Source organism: Streptomyces sp. NPDC001700 (genome assembly GCF_053596435.1).
The window spans coordinates 55,074-71,821 of sequence record NZ_JBSFGE010000014.1; the positions used below are offsets into that span (position 1 = coordinate 55,074).

General features: G+C 71.5%; 16 protein-coding genes and 1 other RNA gene. 7 read left to right on the forward strand and 10 right to left on the reverse strand.

Going from position 1 to position 16,748, the window contains the following annotated elements:
- The first annotated feature begins 8 nt into the window (after positions 1 to 8).
- The 3 genes from ACWC5C_RS25190 to ssrA all read left to right on the forward strand — a co-directional run bounded on the left by ACWC5C_RS25190 (position 9) and on the right by ssrA (position 2,208).
- Positions 9 to 1,223 carry a S41 family peptidase gene (locus tag ACWC5C_RS25190; RefSeq protein WP_450878778.1) on the forward strand — a complete coding sequence of 405 codons (1,215 nt, stop codon included), beginning with the start codon at positions 9 to 11 and terminating at the stop codon, positions 1,221 to 1,223.
- Positions 1,224 to 1,241: 18 nt separating this feature from the next.
- Positions 1,242 to 1,727: an SsrA-binding protein SmpB gene (gene smpB, locus ACWC5C_RS25195; protein ID WP_450878780.1), complete on the forward strand. Its 486-nt coding sequence runs from the start codon at positions 1,242 to 1,244 to the stop codon at positions 1,725 to 1,727.
- A gap of 110 nt (positions 1,728 to 1,837) precedes the next feature.
- Positions 1,838 to 2,208: a transfer-messenger RNA gene (gene ssrA, locus ACWC5C_RS25200) on the forward strand.
- A gap of 60 nt (positions 2,209 to 2,268) precedes the next feature.
- On the opposite strand, the gene ACWC5C_RS25205 is transcribed toward ssrA, so the two are convergent.
- A complete protein-coding gene (locus ACWC5C_RS25205) occupies positions 2,269 to 2,970 on the reverse strand; it encodes a bleomycin resistance protein (RefSeq protein WP_450878782.1) in 702 nt (233 codons plus the stop codon).
- Between the two features lie 41 nt (positions 2,971 to 3,011).
- Entirely contained in the window at positions 3,012 to 3,938 is a 927-nt protein-coding gene (locus tag ACWC5C_RS25210; RefSeq protein WP_450878784.1) for a zinc-binding dehydrogenase, read from the reverse strand.
- Between the two features lie 99 nt (positions 3,939 to 4,037).
- On the opposite strand from ACWC5C_RS25210, the gene ACWC5C_RS25215 reads away from it, so the two are divergent.
- Positions 4,038 to 4,691, forward strand: coding sequence for a TetR/AcrR family transcriptional regulator (locus tag ACWC5C_RS25215; RefSeq protein ID WP_450878786.1), 654 nt, complete (start codon positions 4,038 to 4,040; stop codon positions 4,689 to 4,691).
- 555 nt (positions 4,692 to 5,246) lie between these two features.
- On the opposite strand, the gene ACWC5C_RS25220 is transcribed toward ACWC5C_RS25215, so the two are convergent.
- Positions 5,247 to 5,657, reverse strand: coding sequence for a DUF3592 domain-containing protein (locus ACWC5C_RS25220; RefSeq protein ID WP_450878788.1), 411 nt, complete (start codon positions 5,655 to 5,657; stop codon positions 5,247 to 5,249).
- Between the two features lie 76 nt (positions 5,658 to 5,733).
- Between ACWC5C_RS25220 and dacB the strand changes: the two genes are divergently transcribed.
- Positions 5,734 to 7,290, forward strand: a complete 1,557-nt coding sequence (gene dacB, locus ACWC5C_RS25225; RefSeq protein ID WP_450878790.1) for a D-alanyl-D-alanine carboxypeptidase/D-alanyl-D-alanine endopeptidase — start codon at positions 5,734 to 5,736, stop codon at positions 7,288 to 7,290.
- On the opposite strand, the gene yicI is transcribed toward dacB, so the two are convergent.
- From yicI to ACWC5C_RS25260, 7 genes are all read right to left on the reverse strand, one after another.
- Positions 7,271 to 9,562 carry an alpha-xylosidase gene (gene yicI, locus ACWC5C_RS25230; protein WP_450878792.1) on the reverse strand — a complete coding sequence of 764 codons (2,292 nt, stop codon included), beginning with the start codon at positions 9,560 to 9,562 and terminating at the stop codon, positions 7,271 to 7,273. The two genes, dacB and yicI, sit on opposite strands and share 20 nt — an antisense overlap.
- Before the next feature lie 24 nt (positions 9,563 to 9,586).
- Positions 9,587 to 10,408, reverse strand: coding sequence for a carbohydrate ABC transporter permease (locus tag ACWC5C_RS25235; RefSeq protein WP_450878794.1), 822 nt, complete (start codon positions 10,406 to 10,408; stop codon positions 9,587 to 9,589).
- The gene (locus ACWC5C_RS25240) at positions 10,405 to 11,304 is read right to left on the reverse strand and encodes a carbohydrate ABC transporter permease (protein ID WP_450878796.1); all 900 of its coding nucleotides are present in this window, start codon (positions 11,302 to 11,304) and stop codon (positions 10,405 to 10,407) included. Before ACWC5C_RS25240 ends, ACWC5C_RS25235 begins: the two co-directional genes overlap by 4 nt.
- On the reverse strand, positions 11,301 to 12,617 hold the full coding sequence (locus ACWC5C_RS25245; RefSeq protein WP_450878798.1) for an extracellular solute-binding protein: 1,317 nt from the start codon (positions 12,615 to 12,617) through the stop codon (positions 11,301 to 11,303). The genes ACWC5C_RS25240 and ACWC5C_RS25245 overlap by 4 nt, the downstream gene beginning before the upstream one ends.
- Positions 12,618 to 12,811: 194 nt before the next feature.
- Positions 12,812 to 13,063, reverse strand: coding sequence for a hypothetical protein (locus ACWC5C_RS25250; protein WP_385436894.1), 252 nt, complete (start codon positions 13,061 to 13,063; stop codon positions 12,812 to 12,814).
- Positions 13,060 to 13,416, reverse strand: a complete 357-nt coding sequence (locus ACWC5C_RS25255; RefSeq protein WP_450878800.1) for a hypothetical protein — start codon at positions 13,414 to 13,416, stop codon at positions 13,060 to 13,062. Before ACWC5C_RS25255 ends, ACWC5C_RS25250 begins: the two co-directional genes overlap by 4 nt.
- Positions 13,413 to 13,685, reverse strand: a complete 273-nt coding sequence (locus ACWC5C_RS25260; RefSeq protein ID WP_450878802.1) for a hypothetical protein — start codon at positions 13,683 to 13,685, stop codon at positions 13,413 to 13,415. The genes ACWC5C_RS25255 and ACWC5C_RS25260 overlap by 4 nt, the downstream gene beginning before the upstream one ends.
- Before the next feature lie 197 nt (positions 13,686 to 13,882).
- Between ACWC5C_RS25260 and ACWC5C_RS25265 the strand changes: the two genes are divergently transcribed.
- Both ACWC5C_RS25265 and ACWC5C_RS25270 read left to right on the forward strand, forming a co-directional pair.
- A complete protein-coding gene (locus ACWC5C_RS25265; RefSeq protein ID WP_450878804.1) occupies positions 13,883 to 15,283 on the forward strand; it encodes a nitrate/nitrite transporter in 1,401 nt (466 codons plus the stop codon).
- Between the two features lie 171 nt (positions 15,284 to 15,454).
- Entirely contained in the window at positions 15,455 to 16,609 is a 1,155-nt protein-coding gene (locus ACWC5C_RS25270) for a uroporphyrinogen-III synthase (protein WP_450878806.1), read from the forward strand.
- Positions 16,610 to 16,748 lie beyond the last annotated feature (139 nt).

The window sequence follows — 16,748 nt, forward strand, 5'->3', positions numbered from 1 at the left end:
TCACCGGCATGTCGGGCCCGTGTTTGTTCGTCCATCCCCGCCGCATTCGCCACGGGGCCGCCCTGACATTGGTCTTCGTGAGCGTGCTCGCCACCGGCGCCGCCACCGGCTCGTGGGGCGCGGAAGGTCCCGCCCGGGCCGCTGACCGGGGCTCGTCGGCCGCGCGGATACCGATCCGCCCGGTCGCCGCCGGCTCCGTCGAGAGCGACCAGGTCCAGGCGGCGGCAGCCGCGGCCGAGAAGGACGGGAAGTCCGGTTCGCAGGCCGCCCGTGACGTGGTGAGCCGCAGCGGCGACCGGTGGGGCGCGGTCTACAGCGCCCATGAGTACGAGGGATTCCGCCAGCACCTCGACGGCGCCTACGTCGGCGTCGGGGTCTCCGCGCGGGTCGGGACCGGCGGCCGGATCGAAGTGGACGAGGTCCAGCCCGGCAGCCCCGCCGACCGGGCCGGGCTGCGGGCCGGGGACCGGCTGCTGTCCGTCGACGGTACGAAGGCCACCGGCCGCCCCGTCACCGAGGTTGTCGCCCGGCTGCGCGGACACGCCGGGCGCTCGTCGGGCACGCCGGTGGCGCTCGGGCTGGAGCGCGACGGCCACCGGTGGCGGCAGACCCTGCACCGGGCGCGGCTGACCACCGAGCCGGTCACCGTCGACCGCGTCGGCGACCAGCGGCCGCGCGCCGTCCGCATCAAGGTCGACTCCTTCACCAAGGGCTCCGGCGACCAGGTGCGGCGCGCGGTGCGGCAGGTGCCCCCGGGCGACGGCATCCTCCTCGACCTGCGCGGCAACTCCGGCGGCCTGGTCACCGAGGCCGTCACCACCGCCTCGTCCTTCCTCGACGGCGGCCTGGTCGCCACGTACGACGTACGGGGTGAGCAGCGCGTCCTGGACGCCCGGCCCGGCGGCGACATCCGCAGCCCGCTGGTCGTCCTCGTCGACGGCGGCACCATGAGCGCCGCCGAACTGCTCGCCGGCGCCCTCCAGGACCGGGGCCGCGCCATCGTCGTCGGCTCCCGCACCTTCGGCAAGGGCTCGGTGCAGATGCCCAGCAAGCTCGCCGACGGCTCGGTCGCCGAGCTGACCGTGGGCCACTACCGCACCCCCGCCGGGCGTAACGTCGACGGCGAGGGCATCGCGCCCGACCTCACCGTCCACGGTGACGACGGACAGAGCGCCGAGACGCGCGCGCGGACAGTATTGAGTGGCCTCGGGGGCGGGTCCTAGTGCGAGAATGGCCTCGCTATGGCTAAAGAGACGGGTCGCAAACTGATCGCGCAGAACAAGAAGGCGCGGCACGACTACCACATCATCGACACCTACGAGTGCGGACTGGTGCTGACCGGCACCGAGGTGAAGTCGCTGCGCCAGGGGCGCGCCTCGCTCGCCGACGGCTTCGCGCAGCTCGACAACGGTGAGGCGTGGCTGCACAACGTGCACATCCCCGAGTACAGCCAGGGGACGTGGACCAACCACTCGGCGCGCCGCCGCCGCAAGCTGCTGCTGCACCGGGCGGAGATCGACAAGCTGGTCCACAAGACCCAGGAGACCGGCCACACGATCGTGCCGCTGTCCCTGTACTTCAAGGACGGCCGGGCCAAGGTCGAGGTCGCGCTCGCCAAGGGCAAAAAGGACTACGACAAGCGCCAGACGCTCCGCGAGAAGCAGGACCGCCGCGAGACCGACCGCGCGATCTCGGCGGTCCGCCGCCGCGAGCGGGGCCGGGTCTGACCTCGGGCGACGCCCGGCGGGAATGATGTGGCCCCGTAGCGGGTTGTTCACCTATGATGGCGGTGCGCCCCTTCGAGGGCGCGGCAGCACCACCTTTGATAAAAAGACATGGGGATGATCGGTTTCGACAGCGGCTGTCGAAGCAGGGGAAGCGAGCCGAGGAAGCGGCAATGATCTCGTAAACCATATGTCGCAACCAATAATCGCCAACACCAAGCGCGATTCCTTCGCCCTCGCTGCCTAAGTAGCGACTTTGCGAAGTGTCAGCCCGGGGCTGTTCCCGACCCGGATCCTGGCATCGACTAGGGAACTAAACCACTAAACCCGGTCACGGGGTGTAGTGGGAAATCAAACAGTGACTGAGCCCGTCGGAGACTTGTCCGCGTGATCTCCGGGGCCGAGAAAATCACAGCGGACTGCGCTCGGAGAAGCCCTGATTCCGCACCGTTGGACGCGGGTTCGATTCCCGCCATCTCCACTCATCCCATGTACGACGAAGGCCCCGCCACCCGGTGGGGCCTTCGTCGTGTCCGGGGCCCCTCTAGCCCCGTAGCTCCTCCAGGCGTTCGAGGTCGTCGTGGGCCGATGCGCGCTGCTGGGTGGTGAGGTGGAGCGCGGCGGCCTGGGTGAGGGCAGACGTCGTGGTCTCCTCGTCACCGAGGCGCCTGGCGACGTCCGCGCGCAGGGCGAGGAGGCGGAGCGACTGCAGGGGTGTGGGGCGCTCGTCCTCCCTGCGCAGCGCCCGGTCGAGGATCTTCGCGGCGGCCGCCGGGTCGTCCCGCGAGTCCGCGAAGAGGGACGCGTGGTGCAGGGCCCGGGCGAAGGTCTCCTTGGGGGCGGGCCGGTGGTGGGCGTTCTGGCTTGTCTGCTGCCCGATGCGCAGGCAGTTGCCGCCCGGGTCGGACATGAGGAACTGCCGTACGCCGTGTGAGGCGTCGCGCAGTGCCCCGATGCGCGGCAGGCCACGGGTCGGGACTCTTCCGTACGCCGCCTTGAGGCTGGTCCGGAAGGTCTCGTGCAGTCCGTTGACGTCGTCGGTGTAGATGTAGCACGTGCTGTAGGACTCGGCCGGTTCGTATCCCTTCATCCCGAAGAAGTGGAGCTGGATGCCGCCGCGCTCCACGACCGCGTACGGGTTGGGGCTCTTCTGCTGGAAGGTCGCTTCGAATCCGAGGACGGTGTAGAAGTCGAGGACCGGCTGGAGGGTCCGGCACGGCAGCATCGGAATGGTCTTCTCGCCCATGCGGGACAGTCTAGTCAAAGTTGACTAGAGGGGGGAGTGGGTTAGCCGATGTCGAGGACGGCCTTGCCGTGGAGGCGGCGTTCCAGGAGGGCGGCTACGGCCTCTTCGGCGCGGTCCCAGCCGCCGCGCCAGGCGATCTGCGGGTCCAGGGCGCCCGTGGTGAGGCGTTCGGCGAGCCAGGTCAGGTCCGGGGTGAGGTCCGGTCGTTCCAGCAGGTGGAAGGTGACGATCGAGCGCTCGTGGCGGCCCGCGTTGCCGTAGAGGGCGCCGAAGGGGAACGTCTCGGGCTGGCCCGTCACATGGCCGACCGAGACCAGGGTGCCGTGTGCGGCGAGCGTGTCGAAGGCCTGGACGAGCTGCGGGCCGCCGACGAGGTCCACCACGCCGTGCACGGGTTCGGTGATCTCGTCCGGGGTCGTGATCACCGCGTCCGCGCCCAGTGCGCGCAGGCCGTCGCCGTGGGCCGCCGGGTCGCCGGTGGTGGCGATGACGTACGCCCCGCCGAGGCGGGCGAGTTGGACGGCGTACCGGCCGACGCCGCCGGTGGCGCCGGTGACGAGGATGCGGCGGCCGAGGGTGTCGCCGACCCGGCGCAGGGCGCGCAGCGCGCTCGCCCCCGCGACCGGGAGGGTGCTGAGCGCGCCCGGGTCCGCCTCGGCGGGTGCGGTGCCGAGCATGCCGGTGTGTACGGCGCGCAGTTCGGCCCATCCGCCCGCCTCGCCGATGGTGACGACGGGCGTCCCGGTGGCGGGTCCGGAGCCGTCGGCGGCGGCGCGCTCGATCACCCCGGCGGCGTCCCAGCCGAGCACCGTGCCGTCGGGGGCCTCGTTGCGGTGGGCGGTCTCGCCGTAGTTGAGGGAGGTCGCGGTCACCCGGACGAGCGCCTCGTGCGGGGCGGGGGTGGGGTCTTCGGTCTCGCCGAGGCGGAGACCGGAGGGGGCGGAGCTGTCGACGATCAGGGCGCGCATGGGGCGTTGGCCTTTCGGGGGGCGGGGTGAGGACTCATTTATGCCACTGGGTGGCGTAAGCGCGCAAGTGGCATTCGCTTTCGCGTTACACTCGTCGTCGTGACTGCCGCCCCCACCCCGTCGCTGCGCGAACGCAAGAAGCGGCGCACCCGTCAGGCGCTGATCGACACCGCGCTGGAGCTGTTCACCGAGCGCGGCTTCGGCGGCGTGACGCTGGATGAGCTGTGCGAGGAGGTGGAGGTCTCCAAGCGCACCTTCTTCCGGAACTTCAGCAGCAAGGAAGACGTCGCGATGGCCCCCGAACAGGACCTCTGGCGGGCCTTCCTGGAGGAGCTGGAGAGCGCGGAACCGGGCGCACTGCCGCCGCTGGTGGTGGAGCTGGGGCGGGACGCGCTGCTGGCCGCGCTGGACCGGATCGCCGACGAGGGCTGGGCCCGCCGGGTCCTGCTCAGCCGCCGACTGGCCGAGCAGACGCCCTCGATGGCCGCGCACGGCCTGCAGTTCTGCGAGGCCACGACGCGGGAGGCGCTGGACGTCCTGCACCGCAGGTTCGGCCTCGGGGAACCGGGCGACCCACGGCCCCGGCTGGCCGTCGACATGCTGATCGCCGCGCACCGCTGCGCGATGGCGGCCTGGGTGGCCCGTGCGGACCCCCCGGCACCCCGAGCCCTGGCCGCCCGCCTCCACGAGGCGGTAGCGGCCCTCCCCGCCAGCCTGACGCTGAGGGCGGGCCGCCCGGCGGAGAACGGCTGACGCTGCGGCCCGATGCCCCAGGGTTGGCGGCGCCGCGTCCAGCGCCGAGGACGGCCGACGGCCGGGGCTCGCTCTGCTGCGCCTGCGCGGGTTGCGGATGATGCCCGCGCCGCGTGCGGACGGCACCGCCACCAGCCACGACCGGTTCCCGGCGGCGCCGATGGCTGGTCGCCCTGCGGAGGGGATTGGCGCCCGGACCCTGCGCCGCCGCCCACCGGGTTGGCGGCCGCGCGCCGTGCGCCGTGCGGCAACGACGGCCGATGGCCGTGGCGCGTTGGTCCCGGCTGGTCCAGCCCGCTGTGCCCCGCGTGGCACCCGGGGGCCGCTTGCCCGTTAGCGGCCGCGCGCCGACTGCGGCCGGTGGCCGTGGCTGCGTGCCGTTCAAGGCGCACCTGCTTGGCGGTGCATGTGCCGGTCGTCGCGCGCCGCTGCGGGTGGGCCGGGTGTCGCCGGGCGGCGAGCCGGGCACCGCGTCCCCGGCCGCCCGCCGTGGGGTGTTCATCGGCGGGGGCGCGCCGGGTGGGGCCGTAACGCCGTGCTGGGCGCGGGTGGCCGTCAGGCGAGGGCGGTCAGCAGGCCGAAGGCGAGGAAGGCCGTGGCGCACAGCGTCAGGCCTGCCATCGGGGCCATCATGTAGCGCCGCATGTGTACGCGGGCTTTCCGGGATGCGCCCGGGAGGTACACCACCCCCACCTGTTGCCCGGTTGCCAGCCGCAGGCCGACCGCGGACGCGGGGGAGAACTGCACGTCGTGGCCCCGGTTGTCGCGGAAGCGGATGGTCGGCGTCTGGGTCGGGTGCCGCTTCCCGCGCCGGTGGTCGGCGGCGTTGGCGATCACGACCCCCTCCGTACGCACGCCCTCGCGGCGCAGCCGGAGCACCACCCGGGCGTCGCGCAGAGCGAGTGCGTAGGCGGCCAGGCCGATCGCTATGCACAGCAGATCGGCTCCGGGCTTGCCGTGATCCATCGGTGGTTCACCTTTCGTCGTATGCCCTCCGCGGCGCTCTGTCGCGCGGCGGCAGGGTGCGGGATCCTGCCGTGCCATGAGAACACCCGTGAACCGCCGTGCGCGCGCCTGGGCCTGGCCCCTCGTCATCGGGTTGATCGCGACCCTCACCTGGAGTTCACCGGCCGGGGCGGATGCCTCGCGTAGCGGCGGGCTCGACACAGCGCTCGACAAAGTCCTCGACGATCCGCTGCTGCGGGGTGGGGCGGCCGGGGTGGTGGTGGCTGACGCCGACTCCGGCACCGCCTTGTACCGGCACCGGGCCGACGACCGGCTGATGCCCGCCTCCAACACCAAGCTGTTCACCTCGGCCGCCGCCATGGGGCTGCTGGGGCCCGACCACACCTTCCGGACCGATGTCCTGGGCGAGGGCACCCGCCATGGGCGCACCCTGCGCGGCGATCTGTTTCTGCGGGGGACCGGTGATCCGACCCTGCTCGCCTCGGACTTCGACCGGCTGGCGAAGGGCGTCGCCGACGCGGGGGTCCGGCGGGTCACCGGGCGGCTGATCGCCGACGACACCCGATTCGACGCGCAGCGCGCGGGCCGCTCCTGGGCGGCCGACGACGAGTCCTCGTACTACGCGGCGGGGATCTCCGCGCTCACCGTCGCCCCCGACACCGACTACGACGCGGGCAGCGTCATCGTCGAGGTCGCGCCGGGTGCGGCGACGGGGGAGCGGCCGAAGGTCACCGTCACGCCCGCGACCCGGTACGTACGGATCGACAACCGGGCGACCACCGGGAGCGGCGGCGGTCTCACCGTCGAGCGGCGGCACGGCACCAACACCATCACCGTCAGCGGCGCCATCGCGGCCGGGGCGCCGACCGCCAAGGAGTGGGTCAGCGTCTGGGAGCCCACCGGGTACGCCGCCGCCGTGTTCGCCGACGCGCTCAAGCGGCATGGGGTGCGGGTCGCGGGGGACACGAGGCTTGGGGAGGGGACGCCACAGGAGGCGCGGCCACTCGCCTCGCATCGGTCGATGCCGCTCAAGAAGCTGCTGGTTCCGTTCATGAAGCTCTCCAACAACATCCACGCCGAAGCCCTCACCAAGGCCATCGGCCACGAGACGGCCGGGCGCGGCACCTGGAGCGCGGGGCTGGCCGCCATCGCCGACTGGCTGAAGAAACAAGGAGTGGACACGGGGGCGGTGCGCCAGGTCGACGGGTCCGGGCTGTCCCGGATGGACAACATCGCGGCCGGGCAGCTCACCGAGCTGCTGCTGGCGGCCCGTCAGCAGCCCTGGTACGCGGACTGGTACGCCTCCCTGCCGGTGGCCTGCGCCCCGGACCGCCTCATCGGCGGCACGCTGCGCTCGCGCATGTGCGGTACCCCCGCCGCGGGCAACGCGCGCGGCAAGACCGGCTCCCTGACCGGCGCGTCCGGGCTCTCCGGGTACGTCACCGACCCGGACGGCCGGGAGCTGGTCTACAGCATCGTCCTCAACAACTACCTCGCCCCCTCCGTGAAGAGCCTGGAGGACGCGATCGTGGTGACACTGGCGAAGGGCAGCCCCCAGGGCGTACGGGGCGGCGCGAAGAGCGCACAAGCGGCGGACCTGGAGTGTTCCTGGCTCAAGCCCCGTCGCTGCTGAGCGGCAGGGCAAGGGCGGCCGTCCCCGCCTCCGCGTCGGCGGACGGCCCGCCCACCACCTCCACCCGCCACGCTCCCGGCGCCCGGTCGGCCTCGGCGTGCAGCGCGTCCCCGTCCCGTACGACGGTGAACGCGACGGCCGTCGAGCCGTCCGGGGCCGGGACGCGGACGGTGACCCCGGTGCCGGGCAGGGCGGAGGGTTCGTACACCCGCAGCGTGATGCCGTCCGCCCAGTCCGCGTCCGGCCGGTCGTACGCCGCGCCGAACGGGATCACCGCGCCCGGCCGGGCCAGCAGCGGCACGCTCAGGAAGCCGTGCCGCTCGCGCACCCAGCGCGGGCCGCGCACGGTCCGGCCGCTGAGTACGTGCGTCCACACCCCCTCCGGGACGTAGTACGCGACCTCGCCCTCGTCGTCGAAGACCGGCGCGACCAGCAGATCTCCACCGAGCATGTACTGCCGCTCAAGCCCCGCGCACCCGGGGTCGCCGGGGAATTCGAGGACCATCGCGCGCATCACCGGCAGGCCCTCGCCGTGCGCCTGCCGCGCCGCCTCGTACAGATACGGCATCAGCCGCAGCTTGAGCCGGGTGAAGAAGCGCAGCACCGCGACCGACTCCTCGTCGAAGTGCCACGGCACGCGGTAGGAGGACGAGCCGTGCAGCCTGCTGTGCGAGGACAGCAGCCCGAAGGCGACCCACCGCTTGAAGAGCGCGGGGTCGGGGGTGCCCTCGAAGCCGCCGATGTCATGGCTCCAGAAGCCGAAGCCGGACAGCCCGAGGGAGAGCCCGCCGCGCAGCGATTCGGCCATTGCCTCGTACGTGGACTCGCAGTCGCCGCCCCAGTGCACCGGGAACTGCTGGCCGCCCGCGGTCGCGGAGCGCGCGAAGACGACGGCCTCGCGCTCGCCCCGCCGCTCGCGCAGCGCCTCGAAGACGGTGCGGTTGTAGAGGTGGGTGTAGTAGTTGTGCATCCGCTCGGGGTCGGAGCCGTCCGCGTACACCACGTCCAGCGGCACCCGCTCGCCGAAGTCGGTCTTGAAGCAGTCCACGCCCATGTCGAGCAGCGCGGTCAGTTTCTCCGCGTACCAGGCCCGCGCGGCGGGGCTGGTGAAGTCGACCAGGGCCATGCCGGGCTGCCACAGGTCCCACTGCCATACGGAGCCGTCCGGCCGCTTCAGCAGATGCCCGGCCGCCTTGCCCTCGGCGAAGAGTGGGGAGCGCTGCGCGATGTACGGGTTGATCCAGACGCACACGCGTAAGTCCCGCTCGCGCAGCCGCCGCAGCATGCCCTCCGGGTCGGGGAAGACGCGCGGATCCCAGGTGAAGTCGCACCAGTGGTGCTCGCGCATCCAGAAGCAGTCGAAGTGGAAGACGGACAGCGGGAGTTCGCGCTCCGCCATGCCGTCCACGAAGCCGGTGACCGTCTCCTCGTCGTAGGAGGTGGTGAAGGACGTGGACAGCCACAGCCCGAAGGACCAGGCGGGCGGCAGCGCGGGGCGGCCGGTGAGCGCGGTGTAGGTGCGCAGGATGTCCTTCGGGGTGGGCCCGTGGATGACGTAGTACGTCAGCTCCTGGCACTCGGCGCTGAACTGGACGCGGGACACCGCCTCCGAGCCGACCTCGAAGGAGACCTCGCCGGGGTGGTCGACGAAGACGCCGTAGCCCGCGTCGGTGAGGTAGAAGGGGACGTTCTTGTAGGCCTGTTCGGTGGCGGTGCCGCCGTCCGCGTTCCAGATGTCGACGGTCTGGCCGTTCTTCACCAGCGGGCCGAAGCGCTCACCGAGGCCGTACGCGGAGGTGCCGACGCGTAAGAGCAGCCGCTCGCGCAGATAGTGGTGGCCGTCGGCGGTCTCCATGATGCCGGTGTCCTTGGGGCCGCTGCCGGTGAGCGGGCGCCCGTCGGCCTCGAAGGCGACGCGCCAGGGGCCGGTGCGGGCGATGCGTACGGTGAGCGCGCCGGAGGTGAGGCGGGCCTCGTCCTCGTCGCAGCTCACCTTCCCGTACGGCTCTTCGGAAGAGGCCAGCTCGAACGACGGGCCCCGGTCGGCCCCGCCCGCGAAGTGGGTGAGCCGGACCCCTATCACGCCCGGCAGCGGCGCGGTGCAGGTCAGGGTGAGGACCGGTCCCTTGAGGAGATCGCCTCGGCGCTGGACCGGATGGGTGGGGGCGTGCACGGTGAGGTGCCCGGGGCCGGTCTCCACGTCGAGGACCCCGGTGGGGTGGGCGGCGCGTACGCCCTCGCGCAGCAGCCAGTAGCCGTCGCTGAACTTCATGCGGGGCGCTCCTCGTCATATGAGTCATTTGACCGCGCCCGCGGCGATGCCCCGGGTCAGGGTCCGCTGGAAGATCAGGAAGAAGACGACCGCGGGGATCACGCCGAGCAGGGCGGCCGCGTTGGTCATGGTGGCGTCCATCAGCCGCTGGCCCTGGAGGACGCCGAGGGCGACGGACACCGTCTGGTTGTCGTTGGAGATCAGCATCACCAGCGGCAGCAGGAACTCGTTCCAGGTCCAGATGAAGAAGAACACCAGCAGCACCCCGATGGTCGGGCGGCTGACCGGCACCACCACCCGCCACAACACCTGCCACTTGTTCGCGCCGTCGATCCGCGCCGCCTCGATGATCTCCCGGGGGAAGGCGCCGAGGACGGAGGAGAGCAGATACGTGCCGAACGCGGCCTGGACGACGATGAAGACGAGGACCACGCTCAGCCGGGTGTCGTACAGCCCCGCCTCCTTCGACAGGTAGTAGACGGGGTAGACCAGCGCCTCCTGCGGCAGCATGTTCGCCAGTACGAAGAAGGCCAGCACCCAGGGGCGGCCCTTCACCCGGCCGATGCCGATCGCGTACGCGTTGAGGACGGACAGCACGGCGGCGCCGATCGCGACCGAGCCCGAGATCAGCACGGAGTTGATCAGCTTCTGCCCGAAGTCGACCCGTTCCCAGAAGTCCGTGATCCCGTCCAGATAGAGCCCCTTCGGCAGGCTCAGCGGGCCGTTCGCGGAGTACTCGGCGGGCGACTTGACCGCGTTGAGGGCGACCACCAGGAACGGCAGCACCATGAGGACGGCCGCCACGATCAGCGCGGCCAGCACCGGATATCGCTTGAGAGCCCTCATCGCTCCTGGTCCTCCGCCCTCGTCTGGAGGCGCAGGGCGACCAGGGCCAGCGCCAGGATGATCACGGTGAGCACGGTCGAGACCGCGGAGCCGTACCCGACCTGCGTCTTCTCGAAGAACGACTGGAACGAGAAGTACGAGGGGACATTGGTCGCCCCGCCCGGGCCGCCCTTGGTGAGCACGTACACCGCGCCGAACACCTTGAGCGCGGCGATCGTGCACCACAGCAGCACGACGGAGATCTCCGGGCGGATCTGCACCAGCGTCACATGCCAGAACCGCCGCCACCACGAGGCGCCGTCCAGCTCGGCCGCCTCGTACAGGGACGGGTCGACGCGCTGCAGCCCCGCCATGAACACCACCAGCGGAAAGCCCAGCTGGACCCAGACCATCACGCCCATCACGCTGTACAGCGCGAGGTCCGGATCGCCCAGCCAGTCGTGGCGCAGCGAGCCGAGGCCAACGGCCTTCAGCACATCGTTGAGGGCGCCGTCCTCGGGGGCCAGGATCCAGCTCCAGACGATGCCCGCCACGGCGATCGGCAGCACCTGCGGGAGGTAGAAGCACGCGCGCAGCACGCTCGCGGTGCGGGCCCCGAAGTGCTTGCCGACGAAGTCGAACAGCGCGGCCGCCAGCACCAGGCCGAGCGCGGTCGGGATGGCCGCCATCGCCACCACCATGGCGAGGCTGTGCCGGAAGGACTCCCAGAAGGCGTCGTCGTCCAGCAGGGCCCGGTAGTTGGCCAGCCCGGCCCACTCCGGGGTGCCGACGCCCTGCCAGTGGGTAAAGCTGATCCCGGTGTTCATCAGGAACGGCACGACGATGATGGCGAGGAAGGCCAGCGCACCGGGGATCAGGAAGAGCGTGTACGGATACTCGCGCCGCTGCCTGCTCATCCCTTCGGCGCGCCCGCCTCGTACGCCTTCGCCAGCGCGTCCAGATAGGCGTCGGGCCGCGCGTCGCCCGTCATCAGCTTCTGGGTCTCGGAGACGAGGGTGTCGTAGAAGCCGGGAACCGGCCAGTCCGGGTAGAAGGCGAGGCCGCCGCGGTCGGAGTAGGCGGTGAAGTCCTCGATCAGGCTCTTGGCCTTGGGGTCGGTGATCGCGGCCGGATCGGCGGCCACGGGCACGCCGCCCTTGTTGCCCAGGGTGTTCTGGATGCCCTTCTTCATCGTGATGTCGATGAAGTCGTACGCGAGCTGCTTGTTCTTCGCGCCCTTGGGGACGACCCACAGATTGCCGCCGGAGCCGAGGGTCAGCTTCGAGCCGGGGAAGGGGAACGTGCCCCACTCGTCCTTGATCTCCGACTTGAAGCGGCCGAACCACCAGCTGCCGGAGAAGAACATCGGGTACTTCCCCGCGATGAACGCCGCCCCCGCGTCCTCGGCCTTGGCGCCGCTCGAACTCTTCGCGATGTAGCCCTTCTTCACCCAGTCGGCGAAGGTGGTGGCGCCGTAGGTCCAGGCGGCGTCGTGGAAGTCCGGCTTGCCCTTGTACTGCTCGTACGCGTCCACCCAGGCGCGGTCCGCCTTGGACAGGGCCAGCTGGTAGACGTACTGCTGGGCGGGGTATTCGGCGCCCGCGCTGGCCAGCGGGGTGACGCCCTCGCCCTGGAACTCCTTCAGCGCGGCGGTGAACTCCGCGAAGGTGGTCGGGACCTCGACCTTGTGCTTCTCGAACAGGGTCTTGTTGTAGAAGACCATCGTGTACTCGGCGTAGTTCGGCACCCCGAACCACTTGCCGGAGCCCATCACGCCCTGCGCGTCGTACCGGCTGGTGGTGCGCACCCCGGCGCTCAGCGGCTTGTCCCAGCCGCGCTTGGTGACCTCCGGGGAGAGGTCGGTGAGCAGCCCCTGCTTGGAGAGCAGCCCGGTGGTGGCGTTGCCCTTGTTGTACTCCATGAGATCGGGCGCGCTGTCCGAGCCCAGCACCATCGAGGCGGTCTTCTGGATCTGTTCGAAGCCCTTCTCCTCGAACTTCACCGTCACGCCCGGATGGCTCTTCTTGAACTCCTCGATCGCCTGGCTCCAGGCCGCGCCCATGGCGCCGTTGGGCGCCTCGTAGTGCCACAGCGTGAGCGTCTTGCCGTCCCCGGCCTCATCCCCACCGCCCCCACACCCCGCCAGGACCAGGACCCCCGCGACCGCGCCCGCGATCCCGGCCACCGTCCGTCCCGTCCGTCGTCTCGTCCGTGTCCGTGCCGTCAACATCCACTGCCTCCGGGAGGGTTGGGAGGAATGTGCACGTGCAACGTTCGTCGAAGCGCTTCGATGGGCAGAGGTATAGGTGGGCGCGGAGAGGTATGTCAATGGCGTTGACAAAATGCTGGGAAAGCCCGTGGATCAGGCGCACGGGAGGAAGCCCACCTGCCGCCCCGGCCGGGCGGCAGGTCAGGCGGTGACGATCACCAGGCCGTGACCTGCAGGATGAAGACGCGCTCCAGCCGCGGGATCACCTGGCAGACGAACATGCCGCCGGGTACGAGGTGGTTCTCGCCGCGTGGCGATGAGCCCTGGTAGGCAGTGCCGTCCAGGTACAGGGCGGCGGCCGCTCGGACCAGCTCGTCCGCCTTCTTCTCCACTTCGGCGATCAGCGCGGGCGGGGCGCCGCCCGCGACGTGCTCTTCGCTGGGCTCGTACTCCCACGACCAGCTCACGCGGTCGCTTCCCGGGCTTCGTTCACGACGGCCAGGAGTTCCTTCATGGCGGAGCGCCACGCGGGGGCGTCCCTGTCCAGGGTGTGGACGGCGTGCTCGGCATTGCGACGTCGCGCGGCCAGGTCCGGGCGGCGCTCGATCTCGACCTCGCCTGCCCAGATGGTCAGCCACTGGTGGATCGGGCCCAGGTTGTTGTGCTCGGCCGCCAGCGCGAACGCCTCGTTCTTCTGTGTCTCCATCTCGCCGAGGCGGTGGGGCGCGACCCGTGCGAGGGCGAGGCGCAGCGATTCCGGGGACCGCTCCGGCCGGGGGATGGCGCTACCGAAAGGCGGTTCGACGGGATGTGCGCTCATGCGGTCCTCCGGGCAGGTCGGTGTACGGATGCACCGTTGGGGCTGCACCGGGGCACGGCTCCGCTCACGCCTGCCCCTCGCTTTACCCCGGCCTCGGCGAACGCGGCGTCCAGGATGCGGCCGATCTCCGCGATGGCCTCGCGTGCCTGGACGATGTCGTCCGTGTTCGCGGCCAGCGCTTCCAGCTCGCGAAGACGGGCGGCGCGCGCGGGATGACGCGCGATGGCCGCCATGACCGGGTCGTACGAGTGATCCGGCTGGGTGCTCATGCGATCCTCCGGCGGCGCGGGCGGGGCTTGCAGGGCTTACGGTACCGGGAACGTACGACACGGGGTGGGTGTCGGACCCCTCACCGCGCCCCGCTCCCCCGGGTGAGAGCAAGGTTTCGTGGCGGTCACCTCTTGCCACAGGGCGGTAATGCGGTGTCCTTAGGGTCGGCAGCGACATCGAGCACCGTGGAGGCGTGATGACTGCCCCGACCACCACCGCCGCCCGTAAGGGCGGCCGCTGGATCGAGGAGTGGGATCCGGAGGACGAGACGTTCTGGCGGGAGAAGGGGGAGCGGATCGCGACGCGGAACCTGGTCTTCTCCATCCTCTCCGAGCACATCGGCTTCTCCATCTGGAGCCTGTGGTCGGTGATGGTCCTGTTCATGGGGCCGGAGTACGGGGTCGACCCGGCCGGGAAGTTCTTCCTGGTCGCGATGCCCACCCTGGTCGGCGGGGTGCTGCGGGTGCCGTACACGTTCGCCGTGGCCCGCTTCGGCGGGCGCAACTGGACGATCATCAGCGCCGCGATGCTGCTGGTGCCCGCGACCGTGGCGGCCGTGGTGATGGAGCCCGGCACCTCGTACACGACGTTCATGGTGGTCGCGGCGCTCACCGGGGTCGGCGGCGGGAACTTCGCGTCGTCCATGACCAACATCAACTCGTTCTACCCGCTGCGCAAGAAGGGCTGGGCGCTCGGGCTCAACGCGGGCGGCGGCAACATCGGCGTGCCGGTCATCCAGCTGATCGGTCTGCTGGTCATCGGCGTGGCCGGGGCCTCCCACCCGCGGATCGTGCTGGCCGTCTACATCCCGCTGATCGTGGTCGCGGCGGTCCTCTCGGCGCTGTTCATGGACAACCTGGCGCCGGTGAAGAACGACGGCGGGGCGGCCCGGGAGGCGGCGCGGGACGCCCATACGTGGATCATGTCGCTGCTCTACGTCGGCACCTTCGGCTCGTTCATCGGCTACAGCTTCGCCTTCGGTCTGGTGCTGCAGAACCAGTTCGACCGCACCCCGCTGCAGGCCGCCTCGCTGACCTTCATCGGCCCGCTGCTCGGCTCCCTCATCCGCCCGGTCGGCGGGCGGCTGGCCGACACGTACGGCGGTGCCCGGATCACGCTGTGGAACTTCGCCGGGATGGCCGCCGCCACGCTCGTGGTCGTCTACGCCTCCGCGCAGCGGTCGCTGCCCGTCTTCCTCACCGGCTTCATCGTCCTCTTCGTCCTCAGCGGGCTCGGCAACGGCTCCACGTACAAGATGATCCCCGGCATATTCCAGGCCAAGGCGGTGGCCCAGGGGCTCACCGGCGAGGCGGCCGCAGCCTACGGGCGGCGGCTGTCCGGGGCGGCGATGGGGCTGATCGGGGCGGTCGGGGCGCTCGGCGGGATCGGCATCAACCTGGCCTTCCGGCAGTCCTTCGGCAGCGCCCATTCCGGCACCCCGGCGTTCGTCTCCTTCCTCGCCTTCTACGCCCTGTGCTCGGCCGTGACCTGGGCCGTATACCTCCGCCGCACCCCGGCGGCCGCCCGGCCCACGGGGGCGGGTGCGGGGGCGCCGGAGGCGCGGACGGCGCGGGAGCCCGCGTACGCGGATGTGTGACGGCGCGGGTGGCTGTCCGGGGGCGTACGGTCGTAAGACGTGCCCGTGACCGTACGCCCCGTTACACCCGGGAAACCTCCGCGAACCGCGTCCGTCACGGGACGGCGCCAGGATGACGACTCACCTCAAGGCGCGCATACGACACCGAACCGGGACGAGAGCCAGAGCCACATGGAGCGAGACCACAACCAGGCGCCGACCGTCGGACCCCTCGCGGGGTTCACCGTCGGCGTCACCGCCGCGCGCCGCGCCGATGAACTCGGCGCCCTGCTGCTGCGGCGCGGCGCGGCCGTCCTGCACGCGCCCGCGCTGCGGATCGTGCCGCTCTCCGACGACTCCGAACTGCTCACCGCGACCAAGCAGTTGATCGACCACGCCCCCGATGTGGTGGTCGCCACCACCGCCATCGGCTTCCGTGGCTGGGTCGAGGCCGCCGACGGCTGGGGGCTGGGTGACGCCCTGCTGGACCGGCTGCGCGACGTCGAACTGCTGGCGCGCGGGCCCAAGGTGAAGGGTGCCGTACGGGCCGCCGGGCTCACCGAGAAGTGGTCCCCGGCCTCCGAGTCGATGGCCGAGGTGCTCGACCGGCTGCTGGAGGAGGGCGTCGACGGGCGCCGCATCGCCGTCCAGCTGCACGGCGAGCCGCTGCCCGGCTTCGTCGAGTCGCTGCGGGCCGGGGGCGCGGAGGTGGTGGGCGTGCCGGTGTACCGGTGGATGCCGCCGGAGGACATCGCGCCCGTCGACCGGCTGCTGGACGCGACGGTCGCGCGTGCCGTGGACGCCGTGACGTTTACGAGCGCTCCGGCCGCCGTGAGCCTGCTGGAGCGGGCTGAGCGGCGCGGGCTGCGGGAGGAATTGCTCGACGCGCTGCGGCGGGATGTGCTGGCCGCGTGTGTCGGGCCGGTGACCGCGCAGCCGCTGGAGGCCCTGGACATCCCCACCCGCCAGCCCGAACGCTTCCGGCTGGGGCCCCTGGTGCAGCTGCTCACCGCCGAACTTCCCGCGCGGGCCCGGCCGTTGCCCGTCGCCGGGAAGCGCTTGGAGATCCGTGGCCACGCGGTGGTCGTGGACGGCGAGCTGCGGACCGTGCCGCCCGCCGGGATGGCCTTGTTGCGGGCCCTGGCCCGCCACCCGGGGTGGGTTGTCGGCCGCGCCGACCTGCTGCGGGCCCTGCCGGGCACGGGGAGCGACGAGCACGCCGTGGAGACGGCGATGGCTCGCCTGCGGACGGCTCTGGGCTCGCCCAAGCTGATCCAGACGGTGGTGAAGCGGGGCTATCGGCTGGCCCTGGACCCAGCGGCCGACGCCAAGTACGCGGACGCGTAGCGGTTCGCCGGGTGCGGGGTGGGGTGCTGCCCCTCGCGCTATCGTCGCCGGGTGCGGGCCGGTGGGTGGGTTGTGCCCACCCGTTCCGCCCCGCGGAACGATTGCCCACAACCACATCCCAGCCCCTCCGGCGTTTGAG

Coding starts and splice junctions, on each gene's coding strand:
- ACWC5C_RS25190 (WP_450878778.1), top strand. CDS start 9: ATGTCGGGCCCGTGTTTGTTCGTCCATCCCCGCCGCATTCGCCACGGG.
- smpB (WP_450878780.1), top strand. CDS start 1,242: ATGGCTAAAGAGACGGGTCGCAAACTGATCGCGCAGAACAAGAAGGCG.
- ACWC5C_RS25205 (WP_450878782.1), bottom strand. CDS start 2,970: ATGGGCGAGAAGACCATTCCGATGCTGCCGTGCCGGACCCTCCAGCCG.
- ACWC5C_RS25210 (WP_450878784.1), bottom strand. CDS start 3,938: ATGCGCGCCCTGATCGTCGACAGCTCCGCCCCCTCCGGTCTCCGCCTC.
- ACWC5C_RS25220 (WP_450878788.1), bottom strand. CDS start 5,657: ATGGATCACGGCAAGCCCGGAGCCGATCTGCTGTGCATAGCGATCGGC.
- dacB (WP_450878790.1), top strand. CDS start 5,734: ATGAGAACACCCGTGAACCGCCGTGCGCGCGCCTGGGCCTGGCCCCTC.
- yicI (WP_450878792.1), bottom strand. CDS start 9,562: ATGAAGTTCAGCGACGGCTACTGGCTGCTGCGCGAGGGCGTACGCGCC.
- ACWC5C_RS25235 (WP_450878794.1), bottom strand. CDS start 10,408: ATGAGGGCTCTCAAGCGATATCCGGTGCTGGCCGCGCTGATCGTGGCG.
- ACWC5C_RS25240 (WP_450878796.1), bottom strand. CDS start 11,304: ATGAGCAGGCAGCGGCGCGAGTATCCGTACACGCTCTTCCTGATCCCC.
- ACWC5C_RS25245 (WP_450878798.1), bottom strand. CDS start 12,617: ATGTTGACGGCACGGACACGGACGAGACGACGGACGGGACGGACGGTG.
- ACWC5C_RS25255 (WP_450878800.1), bottom strand. CDS start 13,416: ATGAGCGCACATCCCGTCGAACCGCCTTTCGGTAGCGCCATCCCCCGG.
- ACWC5C_RS25260 (WP_450878802.1), bottom strand. CDS start 13,685: ATGAGCACCCAGCCGGATCACTCGTACGACCCGGTCATGGCGGCCATC.
- ACWC5C_RS25265 (WP_450878804.1), top strand. CDS start 13,883: ATGACTGCCCCGACCACCACCGCCGCCCGTAAGGGCGGCCGCTGGATC.
- ACWC5C_RS25270 (WP_450878806.1), top strand. CDS start 15,455: ATGGAGCGAGACCACAACCAGGCGCCGACCGTCGGACCCCTCGCGGGG.